This is a genomic window from Streptomyces sp. NPDC007896, assembly GCF_042959425.1.
Lineage (GTDB): Bacteria > Actinomycetota > Actinomycetes > Streptomycetales > Streptomycetaceae > Streptomyces.
In genome coordinates this window covers 248,802-275,436 of sequence record NZ_JBIBKX010000002.1, presented here as the reverse complement: position 1 = coordinate 275,436, position 26,635 = coordinate 248,802, and the positions used below count along the sequence as shown (strand labels likewise).

The following is a 26,635-nucleotide window of genomic DNA, read 5'->3' as shown; positions in this document are numbered from 1 at the left end:
CGCGACCGCGCACGTCACGAACGGCCCACTCCACTAGCCGCTCACCGCTCGTCGGCAGAGGCTGGACGTATGACCGTCCCGGCGCGTGATGACCTTCCCTTCGACGATCTCACGGACTTCGAGAACGCCGATCGGGGGTTCATCGCGGCGTTGGACCCGCCCGTGATCACCGACAGCGAGGCACAGATCGTCTACGACGGGAACGCGTACGCGTTCCTGGACGAGGACTGCCCCGACACCGCGCACCCCAGCCTGTGGCGGCAGTCGCAGCTGTGCGCGCGCCACGGCCTGTACGAGGTCACCGAGGGCGTGTACCAGGTGCGCGGCCTCGATCTCTCGAACATGACCCTCGTCGAGGGCAAGCACGGTGTGATCGTGATCGACCCGCTGATCTCGGCGGAGTGCGCCGCGGCCGCCCTCGGGCTCTACCACGAGCACCGGGGTGCACGGCCCGTGACCGGGCTCGTCTACACCCACTCCCACGTCGACCACTTCGGCGGCGCCCGCGGGGTGGTGGCGCACGGCAGCGAGAGCGGCCTGCCCGTCCTCGCGCCCGAGGGATTCCTTGAGCACGCGGTCAGCGAGAGCGTCTTCGCCGGCAACGCGATGCTGCGCCGGTCGGCGTTCATGTACGGCTCCCGGCTGCCGAGGGCCCCGCGCGGCCAGATCGGTACCGGGCTCGGCACCATCACCTCCACCGGCACCGTCACGCTCATCGCCCCGAACGTGGACATCACCCGGACGGGGCAGGAGGAGACCGTCGACGGCGTGCGGTTCGTCTTCCAGCTCACGCCCGGGACCGAGGCGCCCGCCGAGATGAACTTCCTGCTCCCCGAGCAGCGCGCCCTGTGCGTGGCCGAGAACGCCAGCCACACCCTGCACAACGTGCTCACCCTGCGCGGGGCCCCGGTCCGCGACGCGCATGTGTGGGCCCGCTATCTCGACGAGACGATCGACGTGTTCGGTGACACCTACGACGTGGCGTTCGCCTCCCACCACTGGCCGATCTGGGGCCGGGCGAACATCGTGAGGTTCCTCGGCGAACAGCGGGACCTGTACGCCTACCTGCACGACCAGACCCTCCGCATGCTCAACCGGGGCCTGACCGGCACCGAGATCGCCGAGGAACTGCTGCTGCCGCCCGCCCTGGAGAGGGCCTGGCACGCCCGCGGCTACTACGGCTCGGTCAGCCACAACGTCAAGGCCGTCTACCAGCGGTACATGGGCTGGTACGACGGCAACCCCGCCCACCTCTGGGAGCATCCGCCGGTCGAACTCGGGCGGCGGTACGTGGAGTTGGCGGGCGGTCAGACGGAGACCCTGGTCAAGGCGCGGGCGTACATCGACGCCGGCGACCTGCGGTTCGCCGCCACCCTCCTCAACCACCTGGTGTTCGCCGACCCGTCGAACAACGCCGCGAAGGACACCCTCGCGGGCGTCTACGAACGGCTCGGGTACGGCGCGGAGAACGGGACCTGGCGCAACGCCTACCTCACGGCCGCCCTGGAACTGCGCGCGGGCACCGCCGACATCCCCATCGACACCACGAGCCCCGAACTGACGTCCGCGCTCACCGTGAGCATGCTCCTCGACTCGCTCGCCGTGCGGATCGAGGGCCCCCGCGCCTGGAACGAACACCTCACCCTCGACCTCGTCGTCATCGACGAGCAGCGCCGCCACCGGGTCAACCTCCACAACGGCGCCCTCACCCACCGCGCCATGCCGGTCCACCACACCCCGAAGCCCCACGCGGACCTGACCCTGACCCTCACCCGCCCGGAGCTGCTCGGGGTCGTGACGGGCCGGGGCCTCGCGGGCATCGAGTCGGACGGCGACACCACCGTGCTGGCCCGGCTGCTCTCGTACGTCTCCGAGCCGGACAAGGCGTTCCCGATCGTGACGCCGTGATGGCCCCGGGAGGGCGTACGGGGAAAACCGTTCGACAGGCCCGGCTCCCCCCGATGAGGATCCGCGCTGTGACAGACAACGCTGCAAGAGACAAGTCGGTGCGGTTCGTCGAGCTGTCGAGCACGGCCATGACAGCCCTGCTGGACTCCGACCTCGACCGGGCCGGTGCCGAGGTGGGGGCCGCACTCACCGAGTACTTCCTCAGCGACAGCGCGCGCTGGCTCTGGCGCTACCGGCTGAACCAGCTGGCCTCGCGCCCCGAGTGCGCGGGGTGGCTGGCCAAGGTCGTGGTCGCCGAGCCGGAGGGTGCGGTCGTCGGCTACGCCGGGTTCCACGGGCCGCCGGACGAGGCGGGCATGGTGGAGATCGGCTACTCCGTGGACCCCGGCCATCGCCGCCGGGGCTACGCGCGGGCGATCCTGGCCGCGTTGATGCGCCGGGCCGCCGCCGATGCCCGGGTCCGGACCGTACGTGTGACGATCAGCCCGGACAACACCGCGTCCCTGGCCACGATCGCCGGGTTCGGCTTCACGGAGGTCGGCGAGCAGTGGGACGAGGAGGACGGCCTCGAAACCATCTTCGAGATCCCCGCCTCCGAGATATCCGCCTCCGAGGCACCTGCCGGGGGGTCCGCCCACCACCGCCGCGCGTAGGGGTTCTCCGGCTTCCTCTGAACGGCCTCGTCCTCGAGTGCCGGACGGGTCGAGGCTTTTAGGGGCGCGGGGAACTGCGCGAGCAGCCCCCACCGGCCCGCGGCCGAGGAACCGCCCGCAGTCGCAGGACCGGCCGTTACAGCGGGGGCTGGGCCGGGGCCGGGCCCAGGGTGGTGGTGCCGGGGGCCGTGCGGTGGCCGAGGCCCGTGCGGTAGGCGTCGAGGGCCGCTTCCACCCGGCCCGTACGGCGCAACAGGTCCCCGAGGAGCCGGCACAGGTCGGCGAGATCCCCCGCCGCCCCCGCCCGCTCAAGAAGACTCAGCGCCCGCACGTAGTGCTCCTCGGCGGACTCCGTGTCCCGGGCGTCCTCGGCGATGATGCCGAGCAGTCGGTGCGCGCCGGCCGAGTGCACGGCACCGCGCTCGGGACTGAGGTCACCGAGTACCTCGTGGAGGAGGATGGCGGCCTCGGCCGACTTCCCGCGCCGGTGCAGTACGTCCGCGAGCTCCACGTTGACCTGGCTCGTGTACAGGGCGGCGCGCTTCGCGGAGAGCATCGCCTGCGCCTCCCGCAACTCGCCCTCCGCCCGTTCCAGTTCCCCGTTCTGGGCGTACAGGTAGCCGCGCATCCAGTGGCAGTTGGCGAGCTCGGTACGGATCTGGAGCTGCCGGTAGAGCTCGGAGGCCTTGGCGAGGGAGGCGTCGGCCTCGGCGACCCGGCCCTCGGCGATCATCGTGCGGGCGACGGAGCGGTGCATCCGGGCGACAAGGGCCGGATCAGCCACCTGGGGCGCCAGGGCGAGCGCGAACTCCGCGGCCTGGGCGGCCCGCGCATGGGCGCCCATGTCCATGTACGGGGCGATGACGCCCGTGTAGAGGAGCAGCAGCGCGTCCGGATCGTGCATCCCGGTGCGGTTGAGCTCGTCGAGAGTGGACTCGAACAGATAGCAGGCGTAGCGGAGTTCACCGGCGAGGTAGTGGGACACGGCCCGGCCGCGCAGGGCGGGCACCCGGTTCGGGAGGGGCGCGTCGCCGAGGCGCTGTTCCGAGGCCTCGAAACGTTCCCGCGCGGTCTGCAGGTCCCCGGTCTCCAGGGCGCATTCGCCGAGCCCGAGCAGCGCCGCGGCCTGCTCGGCGACGAGCCCGTGCGCGTCCGCCTCCGCGAGGAGCGCGGCGTACTGCTCCGCCGCGACCTCCGCCTCGCCGGTGGCGAGCGTGCGCTGGGCGTCGGTGAGCCGCAGCCGCAGATCGGTGGCGAGGCGGGCGGGACGCCCGGTCGCGATCTCCTCGTACGCCACCCCGAGCCGCTCGGCGATGTGCCGCAGCGCGGACTCGGAGGCCCGCACCCGCCCGGCCTCCAGGGTGGAGATGTACGCGGGCGTGTACGCCGGTTCCGCCAACTGCTTCTGCGTCAGTCCGCGTTCCGTACGCAACTGCTGAACTCTGCGCCCGATGACCTCCGGGCCGTCACGCTCCGCCATGGATTAAGCATGCCATTAACCCGACTTACACTCGGCCAACTTTTGACTATGGTCCAACTCCTCTTGCGCCCCTTGCCCTTTGATGCTTCGAGCCCCTACGTTAAGCGGCGGATTAAGCCTGCTTAATACGCCGCTGTTGTTGCGAGGTCGCCATGCTCCGACGTATTTCCGCGCGCTACTTCAGAGGTTTCGGTGCCGCCGTCGTCGCCGTCGCCGCCCTGGTCCTGGCAGCGAACGCCGGCCCCGCCCGGGCGGCCGAAGCCACTACCCCGCACTTCCAGAACCACACCGGCCACGCGGTGGCCCTGCGGTAAGACCGGCCGCCGACGGGAACTCCCCCGTCCCGTCGGCGGCCCTTACGCTGGCCCCGTGATCTCGTCTGCCGCACGTATCGCACTGGACCTCACCGCCGAGCTCCCGGTTCCCGGCCTGGAGGACTTCTACCGGGACCTGCACCGGCACCCGGAGCTGTCGATGCGGGAACACCGGACGGCCGCCGCGCTCGCCGACCGGCTGCGCGCGTCCGGGTTCGAGACGGTCACCGGCGTCGGCGGCACCGGAGTCGTCGGCGTCCTGCGGAACGGGCCCGGGCCGACCGTGCTGCTGCGCGCCGACATGGACGCGCTGCCGGTGCAGGAGGAGACCGGACTGCCGTACGCCTCCCAGGCGCCCGGCGTGATGCACGCCTGCGGGCACGATCTGCACGTCACCTGGCTGGCGGGCGCGGCCCGGGCGCTCGCCGCCGGACGCGACACCTGGTCCGGCACGCTCCTCGTGCTCGGGCAGCCCGCCGAGGAAACCGGCGAGGGCGCGTCGGGGATGGTCGCGGACGGACTGTACGAGAGGTTCCCGCGGCCGGACGTCCTGCTCGCCCAGCACGCGGCCCCCGGACCCACCGGGCTCTACGCCCACTCGCCCGGACTGATCATGTCCGCCTCCACCGACGTGGACATCGTCGTGCACGGGCGGGGCGGGCACGGTTCGCGTCCGGAGTCGACCGTCGATCCGGTCGTCACCGCCGCGTACCTCGTGACCCGGCTCCAGACCGTCGTCAGCCGGGAGCTCGCGGCGCGCGAGTCGGCCGTGCTGAGCGTGGGGCGGATCGAGGCGGGCACCCGGCACAACATCATCCCCGCCGAGGCCCGGATCGCCCTCAACATCCGTACGCAGTCGGACGAGGTCCGTGAGCGGATGATCGCGGCGATCCGGCGGATCGCGGCGGGCGAGTGCCTGGCCGCCGGCTGCCCGCGCGAGCCCGACGTCGTCGTCGGCAACAGCTTCCCGGTCACCGTCAACGACCCGGAGACCGACCGCCGGGTCGCGGCCGTGCACGGCGAGGTCTTCGGCGCCGGGACGATCCTCGACCCGGGCCCGGCGATGGGCAGCGAGGACTTCCCCCGGCTCGCGGACGGGAAGATCCCGTACTCCTACTGGTTCGTGACCAGCACCCCGGCCGAGGTGTGGGACGCGGCCCCGGGCGACGACCTCATGGAGAGGTTCGCGGCCGTGCCCAGCAATCACAGCCCGCACTTCGCGCCCGACCTGGCGACGGTCGCGCCGGGCGTGCGGACGCTGGTGTCGGGCGCGCTCGCGTATCTCGTCAGCCCGGAAGTGCCTTCCTGAGCTCCCTGTCCAGTTCGGCGGCCAACTCCGCGTCGCCCGGCGGGTCGTCGCTGAACAGCCTGCCCAGCTCGGTGGCGAACGTCTGGGTGAACGCGCCGTACAGGGGGGTGCGGGGGCGCGGGACGGCGCGCCGGAGCGCGGGGAGCAGGATCGCACGGGCGTACGCGGGGCGCCCGTGGTCGTCGCGCGGCATGCGGTCGGCGCTCTCGCCGGAGGGCGAGGCCGAGGGGGAGGCTGCTCCTGGTGTCCTCGCCACGCCGCAGGTCACGTCGTCGGCCGTGTACGCGGACTCGCGGGTGGCCGCGAACCCCGCGTCGAGCAGACAGCGTTCGCTCTCCTTGTTGGTGAGGAACCGTATCAACTCCTGTGCCTTGCCCGCCTGTTGGGACGCTTCGGCCAGCGCCAGGTTCTGGCCGCCGAGCACCGCCCGGCCGGGCAGCGGAGCGACGCCGAGCTGCGCCTCGCTCAGGGACTGGTGCAGGGTGCGGTAGGCGTAGGGCCAGTGCCGCAGGAACGCCGTGCGCCCGTCCGCGAAGTCGGTGAGCGACTCGCCCTCGTCCGAGCGGACCGCGTCCCCGAGCGTGTAGGCGCCCTGGGTGCGGGCGCGCAGCTCCGCGAGGCCGTCCGTCAGTTGCTGGACGGTGGCGGTGTAACGGCCGTCCTCGTCGGTGAGGCCGGCGCCGTCCATGGCGGACAGGAACGCCTCGATCCCGTTGACCGTGCGGCCCTCGTACGGGCCGAGCTGGGTGGTCCAGCCCTTCTCGTAGCCCTTCGGCCGCGACCGGCCCGGCGCCTCGACGGCGTCGGTGAGGTCCCGCAGCTGCCGCCAGGCGATCCCCTTGCTCAGGTCGGTGTCCTGGACGTGTGCCTGCTTGAGGTAGTCCCGGCGGTAGTAGAGCAGCCCGACGTCGCTGTTGAAGGGGACGGCGTAGAGCTTGTCGCCCCAACGGGCCGTGCTCGCCACCGACTTGATGACGTCCGCGCCGACCAGGGCGCCCGGCAGCGGGCGGATGAGGTGCGCGGCGGCGAACTCCGGCACCCAGGTGACGTCCAGGTTGACGACGTCGTACTGGGCGCTGCCGGACTGGAGCGCGCCGAGCAGCTGGCTGCGCTGCTGGTCGGCGGAGCCCGGGAGTTCGACCAGGCGGGCGTGGACGTCGCTGTGTTCCCTGTCCTGCTGGGCGTTCCACGCGTCGATGAGCTGCTGACGGATGCCACCCTTGCCGGTCACGTCCCGCCCGCTGGCCACGACGATGTCCCCAAAGGCGCCGGGGGAGACCGTGGCGCCGGGTCCGGACGGGCCGCCGCCGGTGCAGGCGGTCAGCAGGAGAGCGAGGGCCAGCCCGTATCCGTAGACCCGCCCGTGGAGCCGTCCGTATACCCGTCCGCGAACCCATTCGTGGCCCCGCCCGTATGTCCGCCGCCGCATCACTCGTCCCCCGTTCCGGTGCGCGCGACCTCGTCCCGCAGGCCCGCCACGAGGTCGCCCTTGGTGTCCAGGCAGCGCCCGCCGCTCGCGTCGGAGATCCGCTGGTCGGGCCTGCCCTTGGCACAGCCGCCGCTGTCGAGGGCCGCCATGACCACCGGGACGCCCTTGGTCCGGGCCGAGGTGAGCAGTTCGTCCACGTGGCCTTTCGCCGTGAGGTGGTTGTCGTCCTCGTCGTCCGTGAGGAAGACGATCAGCTCGGGGCGGTCGTCGTCCTTGCCCTTCTGGGCCATGGTGTCCAGCGCCGCCTTCAGCGCGCCGTACGGGTCGGCCTCCGCGTCCTTGACCGCGGCCCGGTCGAGGGCCCGCTCGGCGTCGCGGCGCTTGTGGGGTCCGAAGGACAGCAGTTCGGCGTACGGGCTCCGGCCCGGGGAGGCCACGGACCAGACGCCGTACTCGTCCTGTGCTCCGAGTCCGCCGAGGGACTGCTTGAGGATGCCGGGGGCACCGCCGGGCCCCTGCCACAGGCCGGCCATCGAGCCGGAGCTGTCCAGCAGGAAGAGCACCCGGCCGGGGCCCTTGGCGTTGCGGTACTGGTTCAGGGCCGTGTCCATCGCCTCGGCGACCGCGGCCCCGGCGGGCCGGCCGGGGTCGGAGATCAGACCGTTGGCCGAGTCGTGGGCCGCGAGGAAGGCGCGGGCGCCGGAAGGGGCGCGGAAGCCGTCCTGCCCGAAGACCGCGAGACCGGTGCCCGTGAGCCAGTCGTGGAAGCGGCGTACCGCGTCGTCCCGGGCCGCCTCGTCACTGTCGCCGCCCGTCCAGCGGACGCGGACGAAGGTGGGGGTGAGGCCCGGGACGTCGTCGGGGTACTCGGCCATCCGCGGGGTGCGCGTCGTCCGGTCGCAGCCGACCCCGCTCACCATCAGGAACTCCGGCACGAGGGCGGCGGTGCTCCGGTCGGTGTCCGCGTTGTCGGGCAGGGCGCACAGCAGGTCACCGGCGGTGGCCGCGGGCGGTCCGGTCTGGGCCACGCTCCCCTCCGCCCGGCCCACGTCGGCCTTGGCCGGGCCGTAGAGACCGACCGTGGCCAGCAGCGCGGAGTCGGTGTACTCCGGGTCCGGGCGCCGTATGGAGGCGGTCTTGTCGCGGCGCGCCAGCTTCGCCCGCAGGCCCGCGAGCGAGTCGCCGGTCCGGTCGCGCACCGAGTCCTCGGCGATGCCCTGCGGCAGCGACAGCACCATCGGGGAGTACACGAACGGCGCCGCGTCCGGCTCCAGCGTCACATAGGTCCGCGCCACCCCGGAGGCGCGCGCCCTGGCCGCGGTCGCGAGCGTGCCCGGGATCCAGATGTCCGGCTGGGGCCCGATGTCGCGCTGCGGGTCGGTGTCGTCGCTCACCGGCCGTTGCCAGGGGTCCGACTGGTCGCGCAGGCCCGCCACCACGGCCGCCGAGCCCGCGCCGTACACCGTGATCCCACTGCGCCGGCAGCCGCCGCCCGTGGTGTTCGCCGCCGAGGTGAGATAGGCGTCGGCCGCCTTGCGCACGGTGGATTCGAGATCGGGGTCCGTGAGCAGCCGCAGCTCCACGGGCGGCCCGCAGGCGGACCGGTCGGAGGCCGCGTTGTCGACGACGAAGTAGCCGACGAGACCGAGGGCGGCGGCGAGGACGAGGAGGACGACGGTGACACGGCGGGCCAGGGGCCTGCCGGGGGGCCGGTTCGAGGCGGGAGCCGAGGGCCGGAGCGCGCCCACGGCCCCGGACCGTAACCGGGCCGCCGCCGCACGCACCCGGGCCACGGAAGCGCGCTGCCGACGGCGACCGGACGTGGGGCGGCTCACCGCCCCCGCTCCGACGGCCGCCGCCCTGGAGCCGACGGGTCTGCCGGCCCCCGCCCTCATCCCCAGCACCACGTCCACCGGAGGGTTCTCCGTGCGGCTCTGCGGTTCCCAGGGTTCTCCGCGTTCGGTCCGGTGGTGGGTGGACATGTAGGCCCTGAGCGCCTCCGCGAGGGCCAGGAAGTGAACCTCGTCGCCCCGCCCCTCGCCCTCCTGCCCCTCGATGCCCGACGTCAGCAGTTCCACCAGCCGGGCGGTGAACGGGGTGGGGGTGTCGGCGTCGCCCGCGTCGATGCGGTTGTTGGCCTGCACGCTCATCAGCACCGAGACGCGCCGTCGGACGTCCGGGCGCTCCACGGCCTCCCACACCCGGGCGGCGTTGCCCGCGTTGCAGCAGTCGAGGACGACCACGATCCGCTCCGCGTGGCTGTTGGCGAGGATGCGCAGCACGTTGGTGAACCGGGCCGCGCCCTCGAACCCCGCCGTCTCGCCCCGGACGACCTCCGCGTCGCGCATCTGCAGCCACAGTTCGTCGCCCGCGCTGGGTACGGCGCCGTGTCCGGCGAAGTAGAGCAGGAGCAGCCCCTCGGCGGAGTCGGCGGCCGCGCGCAGGGAGTGGCGGAAGTCGGCCAGCCGCGGCGAGCGCGCGACGGTGATCTCCAGGGGCCGCAGCACTCCGCCCCGCTCCAGGGCCCGTACGAGCACGGCGAGGTTGTGGGCGACGGCGGGCAGCTGGCCCGGAACGCCGTCGCGGTGCTTCGGCCGCGTGAACTCGTACTCGGACACACCGACCAGCAGCGCCCGGTTCACCTTTCCCCGCGGGTCGAAGCGGTCCACCCGGCTACCTCTCGTCGGGGCCCAGGGGATCGACACGGGCCTCCGGCGGATCGCCGTTCTCCACGGAGCCGCGGTTGTCGCTCCAGGCCCGCACCGCGCTCTTGACCTGTGCGAGCAGCTCTTTGAAGAGCGTCTCCGCGCCCGCCCCGATCAGCACCAGCACGATGTCCATGCCGACACCCATGGGCGTGCCCTGCTCATCGGTCCCGGCGCGCTCCTCGATCCTGAGATCGCCCCGCCTGACCAGCTGCTCCAGCGGCCTCTCCCGCTCCAGCCACTTCTTCAGGGCGCCGACATCGCTGTCGCTCGCCGTCCCGTCCAGACGCACGCGGATGGCCCGGGCTGCCACACCCTCCCCCTCAGCAGTCATGACTCACCATCATGGCACCGGAGTTGGCGCCGGGGGAGGCTCTCGACAGGGGCGGAACGGCACTCCCACACGTTTCCGTGACCCCTGCGCCTCCTGTTGTCAGTGGCATGACTTAACCTTTGCCCACTCGCCACACACGGCTCACAGGTCGTACATGACGCGCAGGTCATACACCGCTCGCGGGTCGTACAAGGCCGGGACATCACTCGACCCGTGTCCGTGGCGCCCACACTTCGTACCGGGGGGTTCGAATCAGCGTGCGTATGCGCACTCTTCCCATCGCCACGGCGTTCGCGGTCGCCTTCAGCTCCGCCGCCCTGGCCATCGGCACCGCCACGACGGCGAGTGCCGACTCCAGCAGCGTCCTGCCGGTCATGGCGACCGGCGACCTGGTGGTGGACGGCGTCCACCAGCACGTCTTCGTCAGCGACCCGCGCAACGGCAAGGTCGTGGTGACGGACTACAGCGGGCGGGTCGTCACGCAGGTGACCTCCCTGGCGGGCGTCACCGGTCTGCAGTTGTCGGCCGACTCGGGCACGCTCTACGCCGCCGCACGCGACGACGACGCGATCGTCGCCATCGACACGGTGACGCTGACGGAGTCCGCGCGGTACCCGACGGGTGCCGACACCGAGCCGGAGTACCTCGCCGCCGCGGGCAACAAGATCTGGTTCGGCTACGGCACCTCGTACGCGGGCAACATCGGCTCCCTCGACCTGACCGGCACCGACCCCGTGGTCGCCCTCGGCCAGGACGACGCCTCCCACTGGCGGGACGCCCCGCGGCTGGCCGCGACACCGGGCGCGCCGAACGCGCTGGCCGCCGGCGACCCGGTCACCTCCTCGTCGCTGCTCGCCGTGTACGACGTGGCGGGCGGTACGGCGACCCGCACGGCGTTCATCGACCACAACCACGGTCAGACCGAGGACCTCGCGTTCACCCCGGACGGCAGCAAGGTCATCACGGCCAACGGCGACGACCGCAACTGGGTCTGGGCGGCCTCGGACCTGTCGGCGACGGGCTCGCTGCCCACCACCCACTACGCCAACGCCGACGCGGTGGCCGACGACGGCACCGTGGCCGCGGGCTCCGACTCCTCCTACGATCCGGATGTCCACGTCTTCACGCCGGGCGCCACCAGCCCCGTACGGCAGTACGACTTCCCGAACACGGGCCACAGCAGCGGCTCGGATCTGCTGGCCACCGGCGCGCTGGCCTGGGAGCCGGGCACCAGCAGCCGGCTGTTCGCGGTGACGTACAACTCCGAGGGCGTGTTCTCGCTCCGCGCCATGAACGCCCCCACCCAGTCGAAGCCGACGCTGACGGTCAGCGCCCCGGCGAGCGCGACCCGCGCCAAGTCCCTCACCGTCTCGGGCACGCTCACCGCGGCCCTGGCGCTGCCCGCCGGGACCCCGCTCACCGTCACCCGCACCGACATGGAGTCGCCGAACGGCAAGTCGCTGGGCACCAAGACCCTGGGCACCGGCGGCAAGTTCTCCTTCAAGGACACCCCGCCGGCCGGCGGCAAGGTGAAGTACACGGTGAAGTACGCGGGTGACGCCACGCACACCCCGGCGTCCGCCTCGGACACGGTGGAGGTCTCGCGCGCCACCCCGACGCTGACCCTGAACAACAATCGCAAGGTGTACGCGTACGGCACCGAAGTGAAGTTCACGGCGCACCTGGGTTCGACGTACAAGAACCGCACGGTGGAGATCTGGGCCGACCCGTTCGGCTCCGACAAGCCCAACAAGCTGGTGAAGTCCGGCAAGGTGAACTCCTCGGGCAACCTCACCGTGACGCTCGACCTCACGCGCGACGCGAAGGTCACCGCGAAGTTCGCGGGCGACTCGCGCTACAGGTCGAAGTCCGTGAGCAGCACCGTCGGCGCCAAGGTGAAGGTGTCCACGGCCATCAGCGGCCAGTACAAGAAGAAGTCGGTGTACGGCCACACGTACTACTACTTCCACAAGTCCAAGGACCCGCTGTTCACCACGACGATGACGGCGTACCCGCACCGTCAGCAGCGGCTGGAGATGGAGCTCTACTACCAGGGCACCTGGTACGACGCGGGCACCCAGTACTTCAAGCTGAGCTCCACGGGCGTGTCCAGGGTGCAGCTCGGCGGCACCCACGAGACGGGCTACCGGATGCGCGTGCGCTCCTCGTACTACAACGGCACGTCGGGCGACAACGTGAACTCGACGACGCACGGCGACTGGAAGTACTTCATCTTCACCGGCTGATACATCGGCCGGTTCAACCGGCGCCGTGACCCGGAAGCCCGCCTTCCCCCGGGAAGGCGGGCTTCCGCATGTCTCGGACAGTTGTTCCCGACCTGGCCTCACTACCTGCCGGTACGTGTCACCATACGAGCCGCTCTGTTTGAAATTGACATTTCAATCGACGTCTTCAACAAAATGTGCCAGTAAAGGAACAGGACATGACCACCCCTGTCCCCTTCGACTCCCCCGCCCGGCTCCTCGTCGTCGACGACGAGGAGCATCTGCGCGCCATGCTCACCATGGCCATGGAGTTCCTGGGATTCGACGTGACCGGCGCGGCCACCGGACGCGAGGCGCTCCAGGCCGTCGCGCGCGGCCGCCCCGACCTCGTGCTGCTCGACATCAACCTGCCCGACCTCGACGGCTTCGACATCTGCCGGACCATGCGGACGCGGGGGCACACCATGCCGGTGCTGTTCCTCACCGCGCGCGGTGACGTCGACGACCGGGTGCGCGGACTGGACCTGGGCGGCGACGACTTCGTCACCAAGCCCTTCGAACTCAAGGAGATCGCGGCCCGCGTACGGGCCCTGCTGCGGCGCACCGCCGAGCACCCCGCCGAGCGGCACACCCTGCAGGCCGGTGCCGTACGCCTGGACGTCCACACCCACGAGGTGTGGGCCGCGGGCGAACCCGTCGGCCTCACCACCACCGAGTTCGCCCTGCTGCGCTATCTGATGGAGAACCCGGGCCGGGTACTGTCCCGCGCCCAGATCCAGGAGCGGGTCTGGAACCACCGCGCCGACGGCTCCGGCATCGTCGACACCTACGTCTACTACCTGCGCCGCAAGCTCGGCGACGCCGGAGTGCCGCTCATCCGGACGGTACGCGGGGCGGGTTATCTGCTGTGCTCGGACTGAGGACCGGGACTCCGCGCGACCCGCACCGCGCGCCCCGGCGACCACCGGTCGCCGCCGGTTCGCGGGCCGTCGCCCTGTGGCTCGCCGCCACGCTGGTGACCCTGGGCACGGTCGCCGCGCTGTCCGCACAGGCACTCGGCCACCACCTCGTGCTGCGCACCGACGAGGAGATCGAGAAGTACCGCGGCGTCCAGCTGAGCGAGGCGGCCGGCCTGACGGGCCCGAACGGCCGCTCCGCCCTGGACCGGTCGTGCCTGATCCTCGTCCTGGACCGGACCGGCCGGGTGACCGAGCGCTACGCGGGCGCCCCGGGCCTGCCGTCCTTCCCCGCCCTCGCCCCGGCCCGGCTGGCCGCCCTCGCCGCGCGGGGGCACCCGGTGGGCATCGGCGGCACCTACCGGGCGCTCGTGGTGCGCCCCCGGGGCTCCGCCCCGGACCGCGACCGCACCTACGTCGTCATCGCCCGCTCGATGGCCGACGCGCACCAGGCCGTCACCCGGCTGCTGCGGGCCGAGGCCGCCGCCTCGCTGGTGCTGCTCGCCGCGGTCGCGTTCGGTGCCCGGTGGCTGGGCGTCCGTGCGGCCCGGCAACGGCTCGACTCGGAAAGGCGGTTACGGGAGTTCCTCGCCGCCGCCGGACACGAACTGCGCAATCCGCTGACCACCATCTCGGGGTACGCCCAGCTCGCCCGCGTCGGCCATCCGTCCTCCGAGCGGATGCGGGAGGAGGCGTTCGGACGGATGTCGACCGAGGTGGAGCGGATGACCTCGCTCATCGACGAACTGGTGCTGCTGTCCGAACTGGACCTCGGCCAGTCCCTGCGGGTGCGGTGCGTGGACCTGGCGGAGCTGTGCCGTGACGCCGTCACCGCCGCCCGCGACTGCCATCCCGAACATCCCGTACGGCTGCTGGTGGCGCCCGGCGAGCACACCGTCGCCGGGGATCCGCTCCGGCTCCACCAGGTGGTCGCCAACCTGCTGGCCAACGCCCGCACCCACACCCCGCCCGGCACCACGACCACGCTGGGGCTCGGCACGGAGGACGACCACCGGGTCATCGAGGTGACGGACGACGGGCCAGGGGTGCCGGACGCGCTGCGGGCCAGGATCTTCGACCGGTTCGTACGGGGCGAGGGCGCGAGCGCGGGTGATGGCGGGAGTACAGGCAGCGGGCTCGGGCTCAGCATCGTCGCGGCGATCGCGGCGGCGCACGGCGGCACGGTGACGCTCGAACCCTCCGACCGCGGCGCCTGGTTCAGGGTCAGACTGCCCACCGGGTCCTGAACCCGAGGATCACACCTGCGCCTGGAGTCTGCTGAGGTGACGCTGTACGTGGTCCAGGGCGCCCTGCCGGCGTCCGGGCACGCGCAGCCTCAACTCGGCCAGTGCGGAGCCGAGTTCGACGGCACGCGCGGAGTCGCCGATCTGCCCCCACTGGTGGTGGGCCCGGTCCACGGCCGACTCGACGGCCGGGGCATCGGCGGGCTGGCCCGCGTCCAGCCGGTGCCCGGCGATCGCCAGCCAGGTGCGGCAGCTGCCGACCGGGTCGCCCGCGAGCATCGCCAGGTCCGCGCGGACCTCCGCCCAGTGCAGGGCCTGCTCGGAGGCGACGCCCCAGGTGCGGGCCGCCTCCTGCTCCCACCGCACGGCCAGCGCCGCGGCCTCGCCGTGCCGGCCCGCCTGCGCGGCGGCGGTGATCGCGGCGTGCGGGTCGGGGACCACGGGTATCCGCGCGGGAACCGCCAGCACGATCCCCGACGGCCCGCTCTCGGCCTCGACCCGAGCCAGCGACTGCTGGTGAAGCAGCGGGAGTTCCGGCCGCCGGCCGCTGCGCAGGATCGTGGCGAGTGCCTTCATGTACGCCGGTGACGCCACCGTGCGCCGGGGCGGCGGCGGGGCGACGCGCCCGTACAGGCCGACCCCCCTGCCCGCGGTGAGGGGGCTCGTCGCGAGGTGCTCCCAGGTCTCCGCGTCGGCGTGCAGGTCGACCAGGAGCTCGGTGGTGCCCGGCGCGCGCAGCCGGAGCTCCTCGGCGATCCAGTGCCAGGGGAAGGCCGTGTAGCGGACCGTCGACGGGGTGGTGCGGGCCAGTGCGAGGTGCGGCAGGCGCTGGCGGCGGTCCAGCTGGAGCTGGCCCGTCACGAACATCGTCAGCGGGCCGGGGGTCGCGCTGGCCGCGCGCAGCCGGGTCAGCACGGCCTGCGGCTCCAACGGGTCGGCCAGTTCCACCACGTTCGCGGTGTCCGTGCCGGACAGCACCGCGGGGGACACCGCCGCGAGCACGGGGAGCACGGACGCCGCGTCCACCAGACACCCCTTGCCCACCGGTGAGGCCGCGAGGAGCAGCACGGTTCCGGGCATGGTTCCCTCCCTCCCCATCGATCACGTACGCCAGCACCGTAACCGCTGCGCCTGCAGAGGGAGGACGTCAGCCGGGCAAACGCCCGCCTATGGCTGGGTTGTGCCCCCGCCCCTGCCCTCCGGGACCACGTTCGGCGACACCACCGGCCTGGGGTCCCCCCGTCGTCGTACCGCGAAGATCGTGGTGTCGTCGGCCAGATGCCCGCCGCAGTGCCGCAGTGTGCCGTCGCGGACGAGTTCGACCAGGTGCTGCGGCTCGACGGTGCGCGGGTCCTCGGTCAGGGCGTGGGTCACCCGGTCGAGGAGCGGGAAGAACGCGCCGTCGGCGTCGCGGGCCTCGGTCACCCCGTCCGTGACGAGGAGCAGGGTCTCGCCGGGGACCAGTACGGCGGTCAGGACGAGCGGCTGGTCGGAGGTCAGCTCGGCGAGGCCCAGCGGGAGTCCGTGGCCCGGCGGCAGGGTGCGTACGCCGTCGGGCGCGACCACGAGGGGCGGCTCGTGGCCGAAGTTGACGAACTCGACGGTGTCCCGGGCGTCGTCGGGGAAGCCCACCAGGACGGCGGTGGCGAAGCGCTCGTGATCGTCGCGGCCGACCGCCTTGCGGTAGCCGACGTGCCGGAGCATCCGCACCTCCAGGTGGTCGGCGACGGTCCTCAGGCGGTGTTCGTGGTACGCCGCCTCGCGGAACGTGCCGAGCAGCGCGGCCGCCGCCTCCACCGCGCCCAGCCCCTTGCCCTGTACGTCGCCGAGGAGCAGTCGGGTGCCGCGGGGGCCCGGCTGGATGTCGAAGAAGTCCCCGCCGACCCGGGCCTCGCTGTCGGCGGCGAGGTACACGGCCGCGTGGTCGAGTCCGCCCCAGCCCGGCGGCATCGGGCGCAGCACCGTGCGCCGGGTGGTCTCGGCGACGTCCATCATGTGCAGCATGCGCCGCTCGCCGCGGACCCGCACCGCACAGGCCAGGACCGCGAGGACGCCGCCCACGCTGACGAGGATGAAGTCGGGAAGGCCGGTCTGGTACTGGTGCTCCCAGGACGCGTCCACCTCGACGTAGGTGACGACCGCGAGGCAAGCGAAGACCGCCGTGGTCCACACCCCGCAGATCGCCGCCGCGATGCTGGGGACGACGACGATCCAGGTGATGATCCGGAACTCGCCGGAGGTGTTCCAGTCGGCCAGCCCGATGGCGATGAGCAGGAGCAGCGGCGGCACCCAGGCGACGCTGTGGCCGCGCAGCCGCAGCATCTTCTGCCGCTGGAGGGAGTCGTCGCGCTGCTCCGGGGGCACCGGGCCGAGCAGCGGCGACAGGTCTCGGATGCGTCTCAGGGCGCCCACGTCGCCGTACCGTCCGTTCCTCGTCAGTACGCCACCGACATCCGGGCGCGCGGGTGGGCGGGCGTCTCCAGCTCGTCGACGAGGGCGATGGCGTAGTCCTCGGCGCTGATCCTGCTGTTGCCGTGGTCGTCGGTGAGCAGCCGGTCGCCGCCCAGACGGAAGACGCCGGTACGGGCGCCGGGGGCGATGTCGGCGGCGGGCGAGATGTACGTCCAGTCGAGGTCGTCGACCGTGCGGTAGAAGTCGAGGGCGTCGCGGTGGGCGAGCGCCTCCGGCACAACGGCCTCCGGGAAGCCGGGCTGGTCCACGACCGCCTGTCCGGGAGCGACCTCCAGACTGCCCGCCCCGCCCACGATCACCAGCCGCCGCACCCCGGCCGCCCGGGCGGCCTCCACCAGCGCCGTGTTCAGCGCCAGAAACGGCCCCCGGGGATCCGTCCCGTCTCTCGGCGGCACGCAGGCCGAGACCACCACGTCCGCGCCCGCCACCAGCTCGGTCACCTTCGCCGTGTCCGAGGCGTCCGCGGCGGTCGCCGTGACCCCGGGGACCGGCGACTGCCCGGAGCGGCTCACCGCCAGGACCTGGTGCCCGCGCGCCGATGCCTCCGTTGCGATACGGCTGCCGATCATTCCTGTGGCGCCGAAAAGTACGACCTTCATGGAATTCAGCGAAACACGAGGCCAAAACCCCCGCATCCCGACTTGCCAGCCACCCGGCCGGGGTGTGACCTGGAAGGCGGGGCGAGGAGAGAGGAGTGCTCCCATGACTCACGCGGCACCAGTCTCGAAGGCGTCAGGGGCACGACACGGAGCGGTGACAGGGCGTACGGCGGGAACGGCGGGAATCGCGGGTTCGACCTGGGCGGCGCGGACGCACCGCGCACCCGATGTCTTCGACGCGCGCACCCACGCCGTGGCGAAGTGGGCGGTGCCCGTCGTCGGCGGGCTGATCTACGGGTACTGGGCGGCGGCCAACGTGCGCGACGCCGGACCGATCACGGGCTGGAACGTCCTGTTCGGATTCGTCTGCGCGATCGTGTTCGCGGCCGCCTACATCGGCGTGCGCATGCTGGCGCCGGTGCTGAGGCGTGAAGAGCACGCGCTGGCGTGGGCCGTGTTCGCGGGCGTCACGTTCGGGTTCCTCTTCAGCCTGACCGGTGAGTCCGTGCTGCGGTCCACGTCCGTGGCGCTGGGGGTCGCGGTGTTCGTGTTCGCGGGGAGCTTCTACCGCTACTACACGCACGAGGACGCGGCGGGCCATCCGGTGAACTGACGCGGCGGCACGCTGACACAACGGCACGACATGGTGCACGAGGCCCCGGCAGGCTGCCGGGGCCTCGTGCACCTCCCTCACTCACCTACCCCCTGGGACCAAGTCCCAGGAGTCCTGGGAAGAGCCGCTACAACCAGGTAACACCCGTTCGGGTGAGCTCTCCACCGGAGCGGCTTGTCGTTTGCACCCATATGGAGTCACACCGCTCGCGCCCGCCGCCCACGGGACCTTGCCTGGTGAGGTGTCCCCTCGTGTGCGCAGCACCCTGTCGGCCGTCCTGATCGCCCTCGCCTGCCTGTTCGCGCCGCTCGGCGCGCTGTCGAGCTGGGCGGCGTACGGGATCGGCGACGACGAGCGCTACGCGGCCGCGATGGAGCCGCTCGCCGCCGACACGGACGTACGGGAGGCGATCGCCGAGGCCGTCACGACCGGGATCCTGCGCGAAGTCCATGTGCGGGCACCGCTCCAGGGGCCGGTGAACCACTTCGTACGGGACGCGGTGCGTTCGTTCACGCTGACACCGGCGTTCCACACGGCGTGGCAGGCGGCGAACCGAGCCGCGCACGAGGCGGTGATGCGGGCGCTGCGCAGTGACCGGGAGGAGGCCGTGACGATCGACCTCGCCCCGGTCGCCGAACAGGTCAGAAGTCAACTCGCCGACGCCCACGTGCCGTTGACGAACCACATCCCCCTCGAGCACACCGAGATCACGGTGTTGCCCTCGGAGGATCTGGCCGAGCTCCGGAAGGGGTTCCACGTGCTTGAAGTCGCCGGATTCTGGCTGCCCGTCACAGCGGCCGCTCTCGCCGTGACGGGCATCCTCGTCGCGGTGTGCCGCAGACAGGCGGTGCTGGCCACCGGGCTCGGCACGGCGCTGGGCGCCGCGCTGCTCGGCGCCGCGGTGGCCGTCGGCCGCCGGCTCACCCTCGCCGACCTGCCGCCCGACGTGTCCCCCACGGCGGTGGGCGCGGTCTACGACGCCCTCACCGACACCTTGCGCCTGGTCTCCTGGGCGCTGCTCGTCCTCGGCGTCACGGTGGCGCTGACCGCCCTGCTCACGGCCGCGTACGCGCGACGTCGGCGAGTGTCCCGAGCGCCCGGGCCAGCTCCGACGGAGCCACCGACCCGAGTCCGAGCCTGACGGCGTCCGCCCCGGCCGCCGAGGCGGCCGGGGCGGCGGCGAAGGCCGAGCCCGGGGTCACCGCGATCCCGCGCGCCGCTGCCGCCGCCGTGAACGTGTCCGCCCGCCACGGCGCGGGCAGCTCCCACCAGACCTGGTACGCCCGCGGATCGGCCCGCACACGGAACCCGGCGAGGTGCTCGGCGACCAGCCCCTGCCGCAGCGCCGCGTCCGCCCGCTTGGCGGTGACCAGCCGGGAGACCGTGCCGTCGCCCAGCCAGCGCACCGCGGCCTCCAGCGCGAACCGTCCCGCGCTCCAGGCACCGGAGCGCAGCGCCGCCGCCACGTCCTCGACCCGGTCCTCGGGCACGACGAGAAAGCCGACGGTGAGGCCGGGCGCGACCCGCTTGGAGAGGCTGTCGACGAGGTAGGTGCGCTCGGGGGCGTGGGCGGCGAGGGGGTCGTGGCCGGTGTGGAGGAAGGACCAGATGCGGTCCTCGACGAGCGGGAGGTCCAGGTCGCGTGCGGTGCCGGCCAGTTGCCGGCGACGCGCGTCCCCCATCGTCGCACCGGTCGGATTGTGCAGGGTGGGCTGGACGTACACGGCGGACAGGGGCGCCGAGCGGTGGGCCGCGGTGACCGCCTCGGGCCGCAGCCCTTCGTCGTCCATGGCCAGCGGTACGAGAGTGATGCCGAGCCGCGTGGCGATCTCCTTGACCAGCGGGTACGTCAGTGCCTCGACGCCGACGCGGCCGCCCGGCCGGACGAGGGAGGCGAACGCGGCGGCGATGGCCTGGCGGGCGTTGCCCGCGAAGACCAGCCGGGACGGGGCCGGGCGCCAGTCCGGGGTGGCGAGGAGGGCGGCGGCGGCCTCGCGGGCGGCGGGCGTACCGGTGGCGGGAGCGGTGCGCAGGGACTCGGTGAGGACGTCGGGGCGCAGCAGCGGGGCGAGAGCGGCGGTGAGCAGCTCCGACTGGCCCGCTATGGAGGGGTAGTTGAGCTCCAGATTGACGAGCGGGGCCGGGGATTCGGGGGAGGGCTCGGTGAGGGCGCGTCCCGAGGGGACCTGGGCGGCCCGGACGAAGGTGCCGCGCCCGACCTCGCCGACCACCAGTCCGCGCCGCACCAGTTCGGCGTAGACGCGTCCGGCCGTCGAGCCGGCGATCCCGCGCCGTCGGGCGAACGCCCGCTGCGGGGGCAGTCGTTCGCCGGGTTTGAGCCGCCCGGCGGCGATGTCGTCGGCGAGCCGGTCGGCGATGCGCCGGTAGTCGTCCGCCACGTGAAGTTCCCCCTGTTCGCGTTCTGGATCGCAGCACCGGATCGCACTGCCTGAACCGCACTGCCTGAACCGCACTGCCTGAACCGCACTGCCCGGATTGCACTGCCCGGATTGCACCGAGGGCAAAGATCTTATTGCACCGAGCAGTTGACCGGACCTAGGGTCGTGACCATGGCACCCTTCCTCGCGTACGAGGACAAAGGGGGCGCCGCCGATGTCGCGGCGCTCCCTCTCGTCCTGATCCACGGCCACCCTTTCGACCACACGATGTGGGCCCCCCAGATCGCCGCGTTCTCGTCGCGACGGCGCGTGATCGCCCCGGACCTGCGCGGCTACGGCGCGTCTGCGGTGGTCCCCGGCGTCACCCCCCTCGCCACCTTCGCCGAGGACATCGCGGCGCTGCTGGACGACCTCGGGGTGGACCGGTTCATCCTCGCCGGACTCTCCATGGGCGGCCAGATCGCGATGGAGTGCTACCGGCTGTTCCCGGAGCGGATCCGGGGGCTGGTGCTGGCCGACACGTTCCCGTCGGCCGAGACCCCGGAGGGCAGGAAGGCGCGCGCCGCGATGGCGGACCGGCTGCTGCGCGAGGGCATGGCCGGCTACGCGGACGAGGTGCTGTACAAGATGGTCGCGCCGTACGCGGACGCGCGGGTCGCGGCCCACGTGCGCCGCATGATGACCGCCACGCCGCCCGAGGGCGCGGCAGCGGCCCTGCGGGGACGGGCCGAGCGCCCCGACTACCGCGACCTGCTGACCCGCGTCACCGTCCCGGCCCTCGTCGTCGTGGGCGCCGACGACGAGTACACCCCGGTGCCGGACGCGGAGGCGATGCACGCGGCGCTGCCGCACTCGACGCTCAGCGTGATCGCCTCGGCGGCCCATCTGCCGAACCTGGAGCGACCGGAGGAGTTCAACGGGGCGCTGGCGGACTTCCTGGACGGACTCGACGCCTGAGCAGACGCCCCGCCCGCCGGTGAGGGAGGATTCGGGCACCCCACGCGAACGAGCGGAAGGCGGGCCCGGACTTGGAGACTGCGGTGACTGCCCCGGCGGGGTCCGAGGACCGGCCGACGCGGTCCGGGGGCCGACGGGCCGGGGCCTGGGCGGGCGGGCTGCTGCTGGCCGCGGTGAGCGTGGTGGTCGGGTGCCGGGTCGCGGACAGCGACGGCATCACCCCCGTGCCCCAACTGCTCGCCTTTCTGCCGTGGCTCCTCGCGCCCACCGGCCTCGGACTCCTGCTCGCCCTGTTCGCCCGCCGGCGGGTCGCCATGGTGTGGGGTGTGCTGGTGCTGGGCGCGCTCGCCTGGTACATCGAGCCCTACGGCAAGACCAGTGAGCCGACCGGCAGCCCGGTCGCCGAGCTGCGGGTGATGACGTCGAACGTGCAGTTCGGACGCGGTGCCCGCGCGCTCGTCGCCGCCGTCGAACGGCAGCGGCCCGACATCGTGTTCGTGGAGGAGTGCGAGTACACGTGCTCCGCCACGCTCAAGAAGGCCTTCCAGCGCCCAGGGGGTGGCTATCCGTACCGCGTGTCCGTCGAGGGCGCCGGGTCCGACGGATCCGTGATCATCAGCCGGTTCCCGCTCGCGGTGGCGGACGGCGTACGCGGGACGATGGGGATGCCGGGGGCCGTGGCCGACGTACAGGGGCACGCCGTACGGCTCCAGCTCGCGCACCCCATGCCGCCACTGCCGGGGCAGGTCGGACTGTGGCGGCACGAGCTCGGCGAACTGCGCGACTACGCCGCCGGGGACAAGGACAGCTCCACCATCCTCGCCGGGGACTTCAACGCCTCCCAGGACCACGCCGCGTTCCGTCGCATCCTCGACACCGGACTGCGCGACAGCGCCCGCCTGGCCGGCTCCCCGCGCACCCCCAGCTGGCCCGCCCGCACCGCCCCCACCCTCGGCGCCCAGATCGACCACGTCCTCGTCTCCCGTGACTTCTCCGCGAACACGGCCACCTTCCTCGGCATCGCCGGCAGCGACCACCGCGCGCTCCTCGTCGATATCACCCTTCACCAGCGCAAATGAGCCCGAGAGCGGTGGCGCGATGCGGTCATAATGAGGCCATGCCCCGCCAGTTGCCCAGTGTTCTCACCCCTCCCGACTGGCTGGTCAGGAACCTCCGGCCGCAGCAGGCCCCCATCCCCTGGGCCGCCGCCTCGCGCGCCGCGATCGCACTGGCCCTGCCGCTGGCGATCGGCCTCGCGGCGGGCGAACCCGCGTACGGCGCCCTCGCCTCCATGGGCGCCCTGTCCGGCGTCATCGGCGACACCGCCGACGCCTACCGCATGCGCATCCTCAACATCGCGGTCCCCCAGCTCTTCGGCGCGATCGGCGTCACCATCGGCTCGCTCGTCTTCGGCCACGGCTGGGCCGCCGTCGCCGCGGTCACCGGCGTCGCGCTCGTCTCCGGGATGATCTCGACGATCGGCGCCGTGGCCTCCGTGTCCAGCCTGCTGCTCCTCCTCAACTGCTCCATCGGCGCCGGGCTTCCACTGCCGGGATCCTGGTGGCTCGCACCCGTGCTGATGTCCGGCGGCGGCCTCCTCGTGCTGGCCCTCGCCCTGCTCGCCTGGCCGCTGCGCTCGGGCGTCCCCGAACGGGGCGCCGTCGCCCACACCTACCGGACCGTCGCCGACCTGCTCGCCGCGACCGGCACCGAGCGGTACGTCGACGTCCGCTTCGCCGTCACCCAGTCCCTCAACCAGTCCTACGACCTCGCCCTCGCCCGGCGCGCCTTCCACCACGGCCGCAGCCCCGAAGTCGTCCGGCTGCTCGCCCAGCTCAACGCCATCACGCCCGTCATCGAAGCCGCCCCGGCCGTCCACCAGTTCAACGAGCCGCTGCCCCCCGAGGTCCCGGACGCCCTGCGCCACCTCGCCGACGCCATCGAGACCGGCTACACCGGCCCCATAGGGCTCGGCCTGCCGGTCCCCACCAACGAGACCGCGCGCGCCGTCGACCACGCCCTGCGGCACGCCGCCGCCGTCGTCAGCGACCGGGACGCCGACAAGGCGTCCCTCCACAACGTCGACGACCGCCTCGGCAGGCCCGCCGCCCTGCGCGTCCGCGCCACCCGCGCCGCCCGCAACGTCCTGCTGTCCGCCGCCTCCTGGCGCTACGGCCTGCGCCTCGCCCTGTGCATCGGCCTCGCCCAGGCCCTGGTCTCCCTCGTCCCGGTGCCACGCTCGTACTGGGTCGCCCTCACCATCACCTTCGTCATGAAGCCCGACTTCGGCTCGGTCTTCTCCCGGGCGCTGCTGCGCGCGCTCGGCACGGTCGCCGGGCTCGTCGTCGCGGCCGTCGTCCTCGCCCTGGTGCCGCTCGGCTGGTGGGACGTGCCGGTCATGTTCGTCCTCGGCCCGCTCATCCCGGTCCTCGGCCCACGCGGCTACGGCTACCAGACCGCCGCCGTCACCCCGGTGATCCTCCTCCTCTCCGACGTCCTCAACCACCTGGGCACCGCCCTGCTCGTGCCACGCCTCGTCGACTCCCTCATCGGCTGCGCGATCGCCCTCGTCGCCGGCTATCTGCTGTGGCCGGAGAGCTGGCACACCCGGGTCGGAGACCGCCTCGCGGACGCGGTCGCGGACACCGCCCGCTATGTGGAGTACGCCTTCGGGACGGACGTCGACCCCGCCGCCCGTGCCCGGATGCGGCGCCGCCTCTACCGCGACCTGTCCGCCATCCGTACGGAGTTCCAGCGCGCCCTGAGCGAACCGCCGCCGAACGGCCGGCGCGCCGCCGCCTGGCTGCCGCTCGTCGTCGCGACCGAGCGGATCGTGGACGCGACCACCGCCGCCGGGGTACGGCTCCGGCACGGAGCCCAGCGCCCCTCACCGGCCGAGATCTCCCACGTCGCGCTGCAACTGCGGGAGCTGTCGGACGGGCTGCGCGAGACCGACACCCTCATCGCGGTCCGCACGGATCTCACGGGGCCGGCCGGCAGTGTGCTGGAGCCGCTGCGCCAGGAGGTCGCGGCGGCCCGCGCCATCGCGTCGCCACGCTGACCGGTCCGGAAACCGGGGGTGCGGGCCGCCCGTGCAGGGGACGGCCCGCACCTGTGGGGGGTGGGGAACGGCAGTATGCGGTATACGGGTTCGGCGGCCGCTCGGTGCCCGGGCCCAGTCGGCCGACAGGGCCTAGCGGGCGTCGGTCTTGCTCAGCGCCTTGTCCAGTGCCTGCGCGAGACCGTTGGCCCAGAGCTGGTTGACGCGCGAGCGCTCGGTCGCGTTGGGGATCGCGTTGGTGCAGGACGGGCCGGGGCCACCGCCCGACATCAGCTCGCTGCACGGACCGGAGTAGTGGTCGGGCAGACCGAGCACATGGCCGGTCTCGTGCGCGGTGATGCGGATCGGGTCGTACTGCTCGCTCTGCGCGTAGTCGAGGAAGACGTACCCGCTGCCGTGACCGTCCGTGGAGGCGTAGGAGCCACGCGAGTCGTTGCCCTCGCGGTAGGTGAAGTCGGCGCTCGACGCCGAACCCGACTGGAGCTTGACGTTCGAGACCGCGCTGTTCCATATCTGGGCGCTGCGGGCTATCTCCGCGCTGAAGGACGGCGCGCGGGAGGCGTTGTAGACGACCGTGACGGCGGCGGCGCTGCTCGGGTGCGCGGCGCGCTTCTCGGCGACGGACCTGATGACCGCCTGGAAGAACGCCTGGTTCGCCTTGGCCTCCGCGGCCGATCCGGAGTAACCGGCGTACGCGGCCGACGCGGAGGCGGGAGCGGGGGCGGGGGCCGCCGTGGCCGGGACCGCGCCGAACGTGGCGGCCGTGAGGCCCAACCCGACCGCGACCGAGAGCATGGGCAGGGAGAGTCGCATGATGACTCCTTGTGTGGGGGGTGAAGTCGTCATCGGCGAGTGTCGATGCCTGTGCGTCCGCTGTGATGATGGCAATCGGCGATAGGACAGCCCTATCGGGGCGAGCTGTCCCGACCGTCCCGGAGCGCCCAACTCGCCTGCCTTGCAAGGGGTTTGTGCGTCTGGTGCAACCCACGTCCGCGACTTAGGCTCCGACGGCATGGAGCTTGAGGTCCGGCATCTCCGCGCGTTGTGCGCCATCGCCGACACCGGCAGCCTGCACCGCGCCGCGCGCCTGCTCGGCGTTGCCCAGCCCTCGTTGAGCACCCAGCTGCGGCGGATCGAACAGGAGCTGGGCGGGGAGCTGTTCACCCGCGAACGTACCGGCTGCCGACCCACCCCGCTCGGCCGGGTCGTGCTCGGCCGGGCCCGCCCGCTGGTGGCCGAAATGCGGTCCCTGGTCGCGGAGGCCCGCGCCGCCGCCGCGGACGACCCCCAGCTGCGCATCGGCTCCACCGCGAGCCGTGCCCTCGCGGGCTGGCTGCGCCGGCTGCGCGAACGCCGCAAGGAACCGCTCCTCCAGATGGACGTGTCCGCGAACGCCCTGCTCAACCTGGTCGCCGAGGGCCGGCTCGACGTGGCCTTCGTGCACGAGGTCGAGGGCTGCCCGCTGCGCATCCCCAGCGGGCTGCGGCTGCGCGTCCTGGTCGAGCGCGAGCCCCAGTTCGTGTCCCTGCCGAACGACCACCCGGCCGCCGCGCGCTCCGTCGTACGCCTCTCCGACCTGGCGGAGGACCGCTGGATGATCGACCCGACGGTCGACGGCGAGTGGGACGCGGTGCACCGGATGCTGCGCTCGGCCGGGCTCAACCCCCGTGTCCTGCACGGCGATTACCACACGACGGCATCCCTGGTGGCGACCGGTGAGGTCGTCACGGTCTGCCAGCCGACCCGCCAGTCGGGCCCCGAGACGGTGGTCCGCAGGCTGTACGGCGACCCCCTTGGCGTACGTCTGCTGCTCGCGGCCCGCACCGAGGCCGAGCTGGACGGCGTCTATCCGGACCTGGCGGAGGCGTACCGGGAGACGGCACAGCAGTCCCCGGCGTACCGGGAGTGGCTGGAACGCAGCGGCGTGGACAACCCCGTCCCAGCCCTCCCCTAAGACCCGTACGCGACGCCCGCGAC

At 72.8% G+C, this 26,635-nt stretch carries 22 protein-coding genes; 13 read left to right on the top strand and 9 right to left on the bottom strand.

Features of this window, described 5'->3' with window-relative positions; all coding sequences use genetic code 11:
* Window positions 1–69: 69 nt before the first annotated feature.
* Window positions 70–1,908 (top strand): alkyl sulfatase dimerization domain-containing protein, encoded by a 1,839-nt coding sequence (locus tag ACFZDJ_RS08860; RefSeq protein WP_390932907.1) that lies wholly within the window; start codon window positions 70–72, stop codon window positions 1,906–1,908.
* A 128-nt stretch (window positions 1,909–2,036) separates the two neighbouring features.
* Window positions 2,037–2,561, top strand: a complete 525-nt coding sequence (locus ACFZDJ_RS08855; protein ID WP_391057842.1) for a GNAT family N-acetyltransferase — start codon at window positions 2,037–2,039, stop codon at window positions 2,559–2,561.
* A gap of 136 nt (window positions 2,562–2,697) precedes the next feature.
* Here ACFZDJ_RS08855 and ACFZDJ_RS08850 read toward each other — a convergent pair whose 3' ends face one another.
* Complete coding sequence (locus ACFZDJ_RS08850) at window positions 2,698–4,041, bottom strand: helix-turn-helix domain-containing protein (RefSeq protein ID WP_384908556.1); 1,344 nt, start codon at window positions 4,039–4,041, stop codon at window positions 2,698–2,700.
* A 152-nt stretch (window positions 4,042–4,193) separates the two neighbouring features.
* On the opposite strand from ACFZDJ_RS08850, the gene ACFZDJ_RS08845 reads away from it, so the two are divergent.
* A complete protein-coding gene (locus ACFZDJ_RS08845) occupies window positions 4,194–4,355 on the top strand; it encodes a hypothetical protein (protein WP_168493755.1) in 162 nt (53 codons plus the stop codon).
* A 55-nt stretch (window positions 4,356–4,410) separates the two neighbouring features.
* Window positions 4,411–5,664, top strand: a complete 1,254-nt coding sequence (locus ACFZDJ_RS08840; RefSeq protein WP_390932904.1) for an amidohydrolase — start codon at window positions 4,411–4,413, stop codon at window positions 5,662–5,664.
* Here the strand turns inward: ACFZDJ_RS08840 and ACFZDJ_RS08835 are convergent.
* The 3 genes from ACFZDJ_RS08835 to ACFZDJ_RS08825 are packed head-to-tail and all read right to left on the bottom strand — an operon-like array spanning window position 5,642 to window position 10,132.
* Complete coding sequence (locus tag ACFZDJ_RS08835; RefSeq protein WP_391057212.1) at window positions 5,642–7,093, bottom strand: extracellular solute-binding protein; 1,452 nt, start codon at window positions 7,091–7,093, stop codon at window positions 5,642–5,644. The genes ACFZDJ_RS08840 and ACFZDJ_RS08835 overlap by 23 nt on opposite strands.
* Window positions 7,093–9,762, bottom strand: coding sequence for a caspase family protein (locus tag ACFZDJ_RS08830; RefSeq protein WP_391057209.1), 2,670 nt, complete (start codon window positions 9,760–9,762; stop codon window positions 7,093–7,095). The genes ACFZDJ_RS08835 and ACFZDJ_RS08830 overlap by 1 nt, the downstream gene beginning before the upstream one ends.
* Before the next feature lie 4 nt (window positions 9,763–9,766).
* A complete protein-coding gene (locus ACFZDJ_RS08825) occupies window positions 9,767–10,132 on the bottom strand; it encodes a hypothetical protein (RefSeq protein WP_384908548.1) in 366 nt (121 codons plus the stop codon).
* Window positions 10,133–10,395: 263 nt separating this feature from the next.
* Here ACFZDJ_RS08825 and ACFZDJ_RS08820 point away from each other — a divergent pair, with 263 nt between their 5' ends.
* The 3 genes from ACFZDJ_RS08820 (at window position 10,396) to ACFZDJ_RS08810 (ending at window position 14,560) form a co-directional block, all read left to right on the top strand.
* Window positions 10,396–12,378, top strand: coding sequence for an Ig-like domain repeat protein (locus tag ACFZDJ_RS08820; RefSeq protein ID WP_391057206.1), 1,983 nt, complete (start codon window positions 10,396–10,398; stop codon window positions 12,376–12,378).
* Window positions 12,379–12,575: 197 nt separating this feature from the next.
* Window positions 12,576–13,277 (top strand): response regulator, encoded by a 702-nt coding sequence (locus tag ACFZDJ_RS08815; RefSeq protein ID WP_390932895.1) that lies wholly within the window; start codon window positions 12,576–12,578, stop codon window positions 13,275–13,277.
* Complete coding sequence (locus ACFZDJ_RS08810; protein ID WP_391057204.1) at window positions 13,265–14,560, top strand: ATP-binding protein; 1,296 nt, start codon at window positions 13,265–13,267, stop codon at window positions 14,558–14,560. The genes ACFZDJ_RS08815 and ACFZDJ_RS08810 overlap by 13 nt, the downstream gene beginning before the upstream one ends.
* Window positions 14,561–14,569: 9 nt before the next feature.
* Here the strand turns inward: ACFZDJ_RS08810 and ACFZDJ_RS08805 are convergent, their stop codons facing one another.
* The 3 genes from ACFZDJ_RS08805 to ACFZDJ_RS08795 form a co-directional block, all read right to left on the bottom strand.
* The gene (locus ACFZDJ_RS08805) at window positions 14,570–15,637 is read right to left on the bottom strand and encodes a hypothetical protein (RefSeq protein ID WP_391057201.1); all 1,068 of its coding nucleotides are present in this window, start codon (window positions 15,635–15,637) and stop codon (window positions 14,570–14,572) included.
* Between the two features lie 87 nt (window positions 15,638–15,724).
* On the bottom strand, window positions 15,725–16,879 hold the full coding sequence (locus tag ACFZDJ_RS08800; protein ID WP_390933096.1) for a SpoIIE family protein phosphatase: 1,155 nt from the start codon (window positions 16,877–16,879) through the stop codon (window positions 15,725–15,727).
* Between the two features lie 113 nt (window positions 16,880–16,992).
* The gene (locus ACFZDJ_RS08795; RefSeq protein WP_168509735.1) at window positions 16,993–17,628 is read right to left on the bottom strand and encodes an NAD(P)-dependent oxidoreductase; all 636 of its coding nucleotides are present in this window, start codon (window positions 17,626–17,628) and stop codon (window positions 16,993–16,995) included.
* A gap of 103 nt (window positions 17,629–17,731) precedes the next feature.
* On the opposite strand from ACFZDJ_RS08795, the gene ACFZDJ_RS08790 reads away from it, so the two are divergent.
* Window positions 17,732–18,241, top strand: coding sequence for a hypothetical protein (locus ACFZDJ_RS08790; protein WP_382180416.1), 510 nt, complete (start codon window positions 17,732–17,734; stop codon window positions 18,239–18,241).
* Between the two features lie 241 nt (window positions 18,242–18,482).
* On the top strand, window positions 18,483–19,382 hold the full coding sequence (locus ACFZDJ_RS08785) for a hypothetical protein (RefSeq protein WP_390932886.1): 900 nt from the start codon (window positions 18,483–18,485) through the stop codon (window positions 19,380–19,382).
* Here ACFZDJ_RS08785 and ACFZDJ_RS08780 read toward each other — a convergent pair.
* Window positions 19,297–20,640 carry a PLP-dependent aminotransferase family protein gene (locus tag ACFZDJ_RS08780; protein ID WP_168509733.1) on the bottom strand — a complete coding sequence of 448 codons (1,344 nt, stop codon included), beginning with the start codon at window positions 20,638–20,640 and terminating at the stop codon, window positions 19,297–19,299. The genes ACFZDJ_RS08785 and ACFZDJ_RS08780 overlap by 86 nt on opposite strands.
* Before the next feature lie 171 nt (window positions 20,641–20,811).
* On the opposite strand from ACFZDJ_RS08780, the gene ACFZDJ_RS08775 reads away from it, so the two are divergent.
* The 3 genes from ACFZDJ_RS08775 to ACFZDJ_RS08765 all read left to right on the top strand — a co-directional run bounded on the left by ACFZDJ_RS08775 (window position 20,812) and on the right by ACFZDJ_RS08765 (window position 24,658).
* A complete protein-coding gene (locus ACFZDJ_RS08775; RefSeq protein ID WP_385386023.1) occupies window positions 20,812–21,597 on the top strand; it encodes an alpha/beta fold hydrolase in 786 nt (261 codons plus the stop codon).
* A gap of 71 nt (window positions 21,598–21,668) precedes the next feature.
* Entirely contained in the window at window positions 21,669–22,676 is a 1,008-nt protein-coding gene (locus ACFZDJ_RS08770) for an endonuclease/exonuclease/phosphatase family protein (RefSeq protein WP_391057198.1), read from the top strand.
* A gap of 38 nt (window positions 22,677–22,714) precedes the next feature.
* Entirely contained in the window at window positions 22,715–24,658 is a 1,944-nt protein-coding gene (locus tag ACFZDJ_RS08765) for an FUSC family protein (protein ID WP_390932881.1), read from the top strand.
* 132 nt (window positions 24,659–24,790) lie between these two features.
* On the opposite strand, the gene snpA is transcribed toward ACFZDJ_RS08765, so the two are convergent.
* Window positions 24,791–25,471, bottom strand: coding sequence for a snapalysin (gene snpA, locus ACFZDJ_RS08760; RefSeq protein ID WP_391057195.1), 681 nt, complete (start codon window positions 25,469–25,471; stop codon window positions 24,791–24,793).
* 199 nt (window positions 25,472–25,670) lie between these two features.
* Here snpA and ACFZDJ_RS08755 point away from each other — a divergent pair, with 199 nt between their 5' ends.
* A complete protein-coding gene (locus ACFZDJ_RS08755; protein WP_390932877.1) occupies window positions 25,671–26,612 on the top strand; it encodes a LysR substrate-binding domain-containing protein in 942 nt (313 codons plus the stop codon).
* Window positions 26,613–26,635: the final 23 nt, after the last annotated feature.

Coding starts and splice junctions, on each gene's coding strand:
- ACFZDJ_RS08860 (WP_390932907.1), top strand. CDS start 70: ATGACCGTCCCGGCGCGTGATGACCTTCCCTTCGACGATCTCACGGAC.
- ACFZDJ_RS08855 (WP_391057842.1), top strand. CDS start 2,037: ATGACAGCCCTGCTGGACTCCGACCTCGACCGGGCCGGTGCCGAGGTG.
- ACFZDJ_RS08850 (WP_384908556.1), bottom strand. CDS start 4,041: ATGGCGGAGCGTGACGGCCCGGAGGTCATCGGGCGCAGAGTTCAGCAG.
- ACFZDJ_RS08845 (WP_168493755.1), top strand. CDS start 4,194: ATGCTCCGACGTATTTCCGCGCGCTACTTCAGAGGTTTCGGTGCCGCC.
- ACFZDJ_RS08835 (WP_391057212.1), bottom strand. CDS start 7,093: ATGCGGCGGCGGACATACGGGCGGGGCCACGAATGGGTTCGCGGACGG.
- ACFZDJ_RS08825 (WP_384908548.1), bottom strand. CDS start 10,132: ATGACTGCTGAGGGGGAGGGTGTGGCAGCCCGGGCCATCCGCGTGCGT.
- ACFZDJ_RS08820 (WP_391057206.1), top strand. CDS start 10,396: ATGCGCACTCTTCCCATCGCCACGGCGTTCGCGGTCGCCTTCAGCTCC.
- ACFZDJ_RS08815 (WP_390932895.1), top strand. CDS start 12,576: ATGACCACCCCTGTCCCCTTCGACTCCCCCGCCCGGCTCCTCGTCGTC.
- ACFZDJ_RS08805 (WP_391057201.1), bottom strand. CDS start 15,637: ATGCCCGGAACCGTGCTGCTCCTCGCGGCCTCACCGGTGGGCAAGGGG.
- ACFZDJ_RS08800 (WP_390933096.1), bottom strand. CDS start 16,879: ATGCTGCGGCTGCGCGGCCACAGCGTCGCCTGGGTGCCGCCGCTGCTC.
- ACFZDJ_RS08795 (WP_168509735.1), bottom strand. CDS start 17,628: ATGAAGGTCGTACTTTTCGGCGCCACAGGAATGATCGGCAGCCGTATC.
- ACFZDJ_RS08790 (WP_382180416.1), top strand. CDS start 17,732: ATGACTCACGCGGCACCAGTCTCGAAGGCGTCAGGGGCACGACACGGA.
- ACFZDJ_RS08775 (WP_385386023.1), top strand. CDS start 20,812: ATGGCACCCTTCCTCGCGTACGAGGACAAAGGGGGCGCCGCCGATGTC.
- ACFZDJ_RS08765 (WP_390932881.1), top strand. CDS start 22,715: ATGCCCCGCCAGTTGCCCAGTGTTCTCACCCCTCCCGACTGGCTGGTC.
- snpA (WP_391057195.1), bottom strand. CDS start 25,471: ATGCGACTCTCCCTGCCCATGCTCTCGGTCGCGGTCGGGTTGGGCCTC.
- ACFZDJ_RS08755 (WP_390932877.1), top strand. CDS start 25,671: ATGGAGCTTGAGGTCCGGCATCTCCGCGCGTTGTGCGCCATCGCCGAC.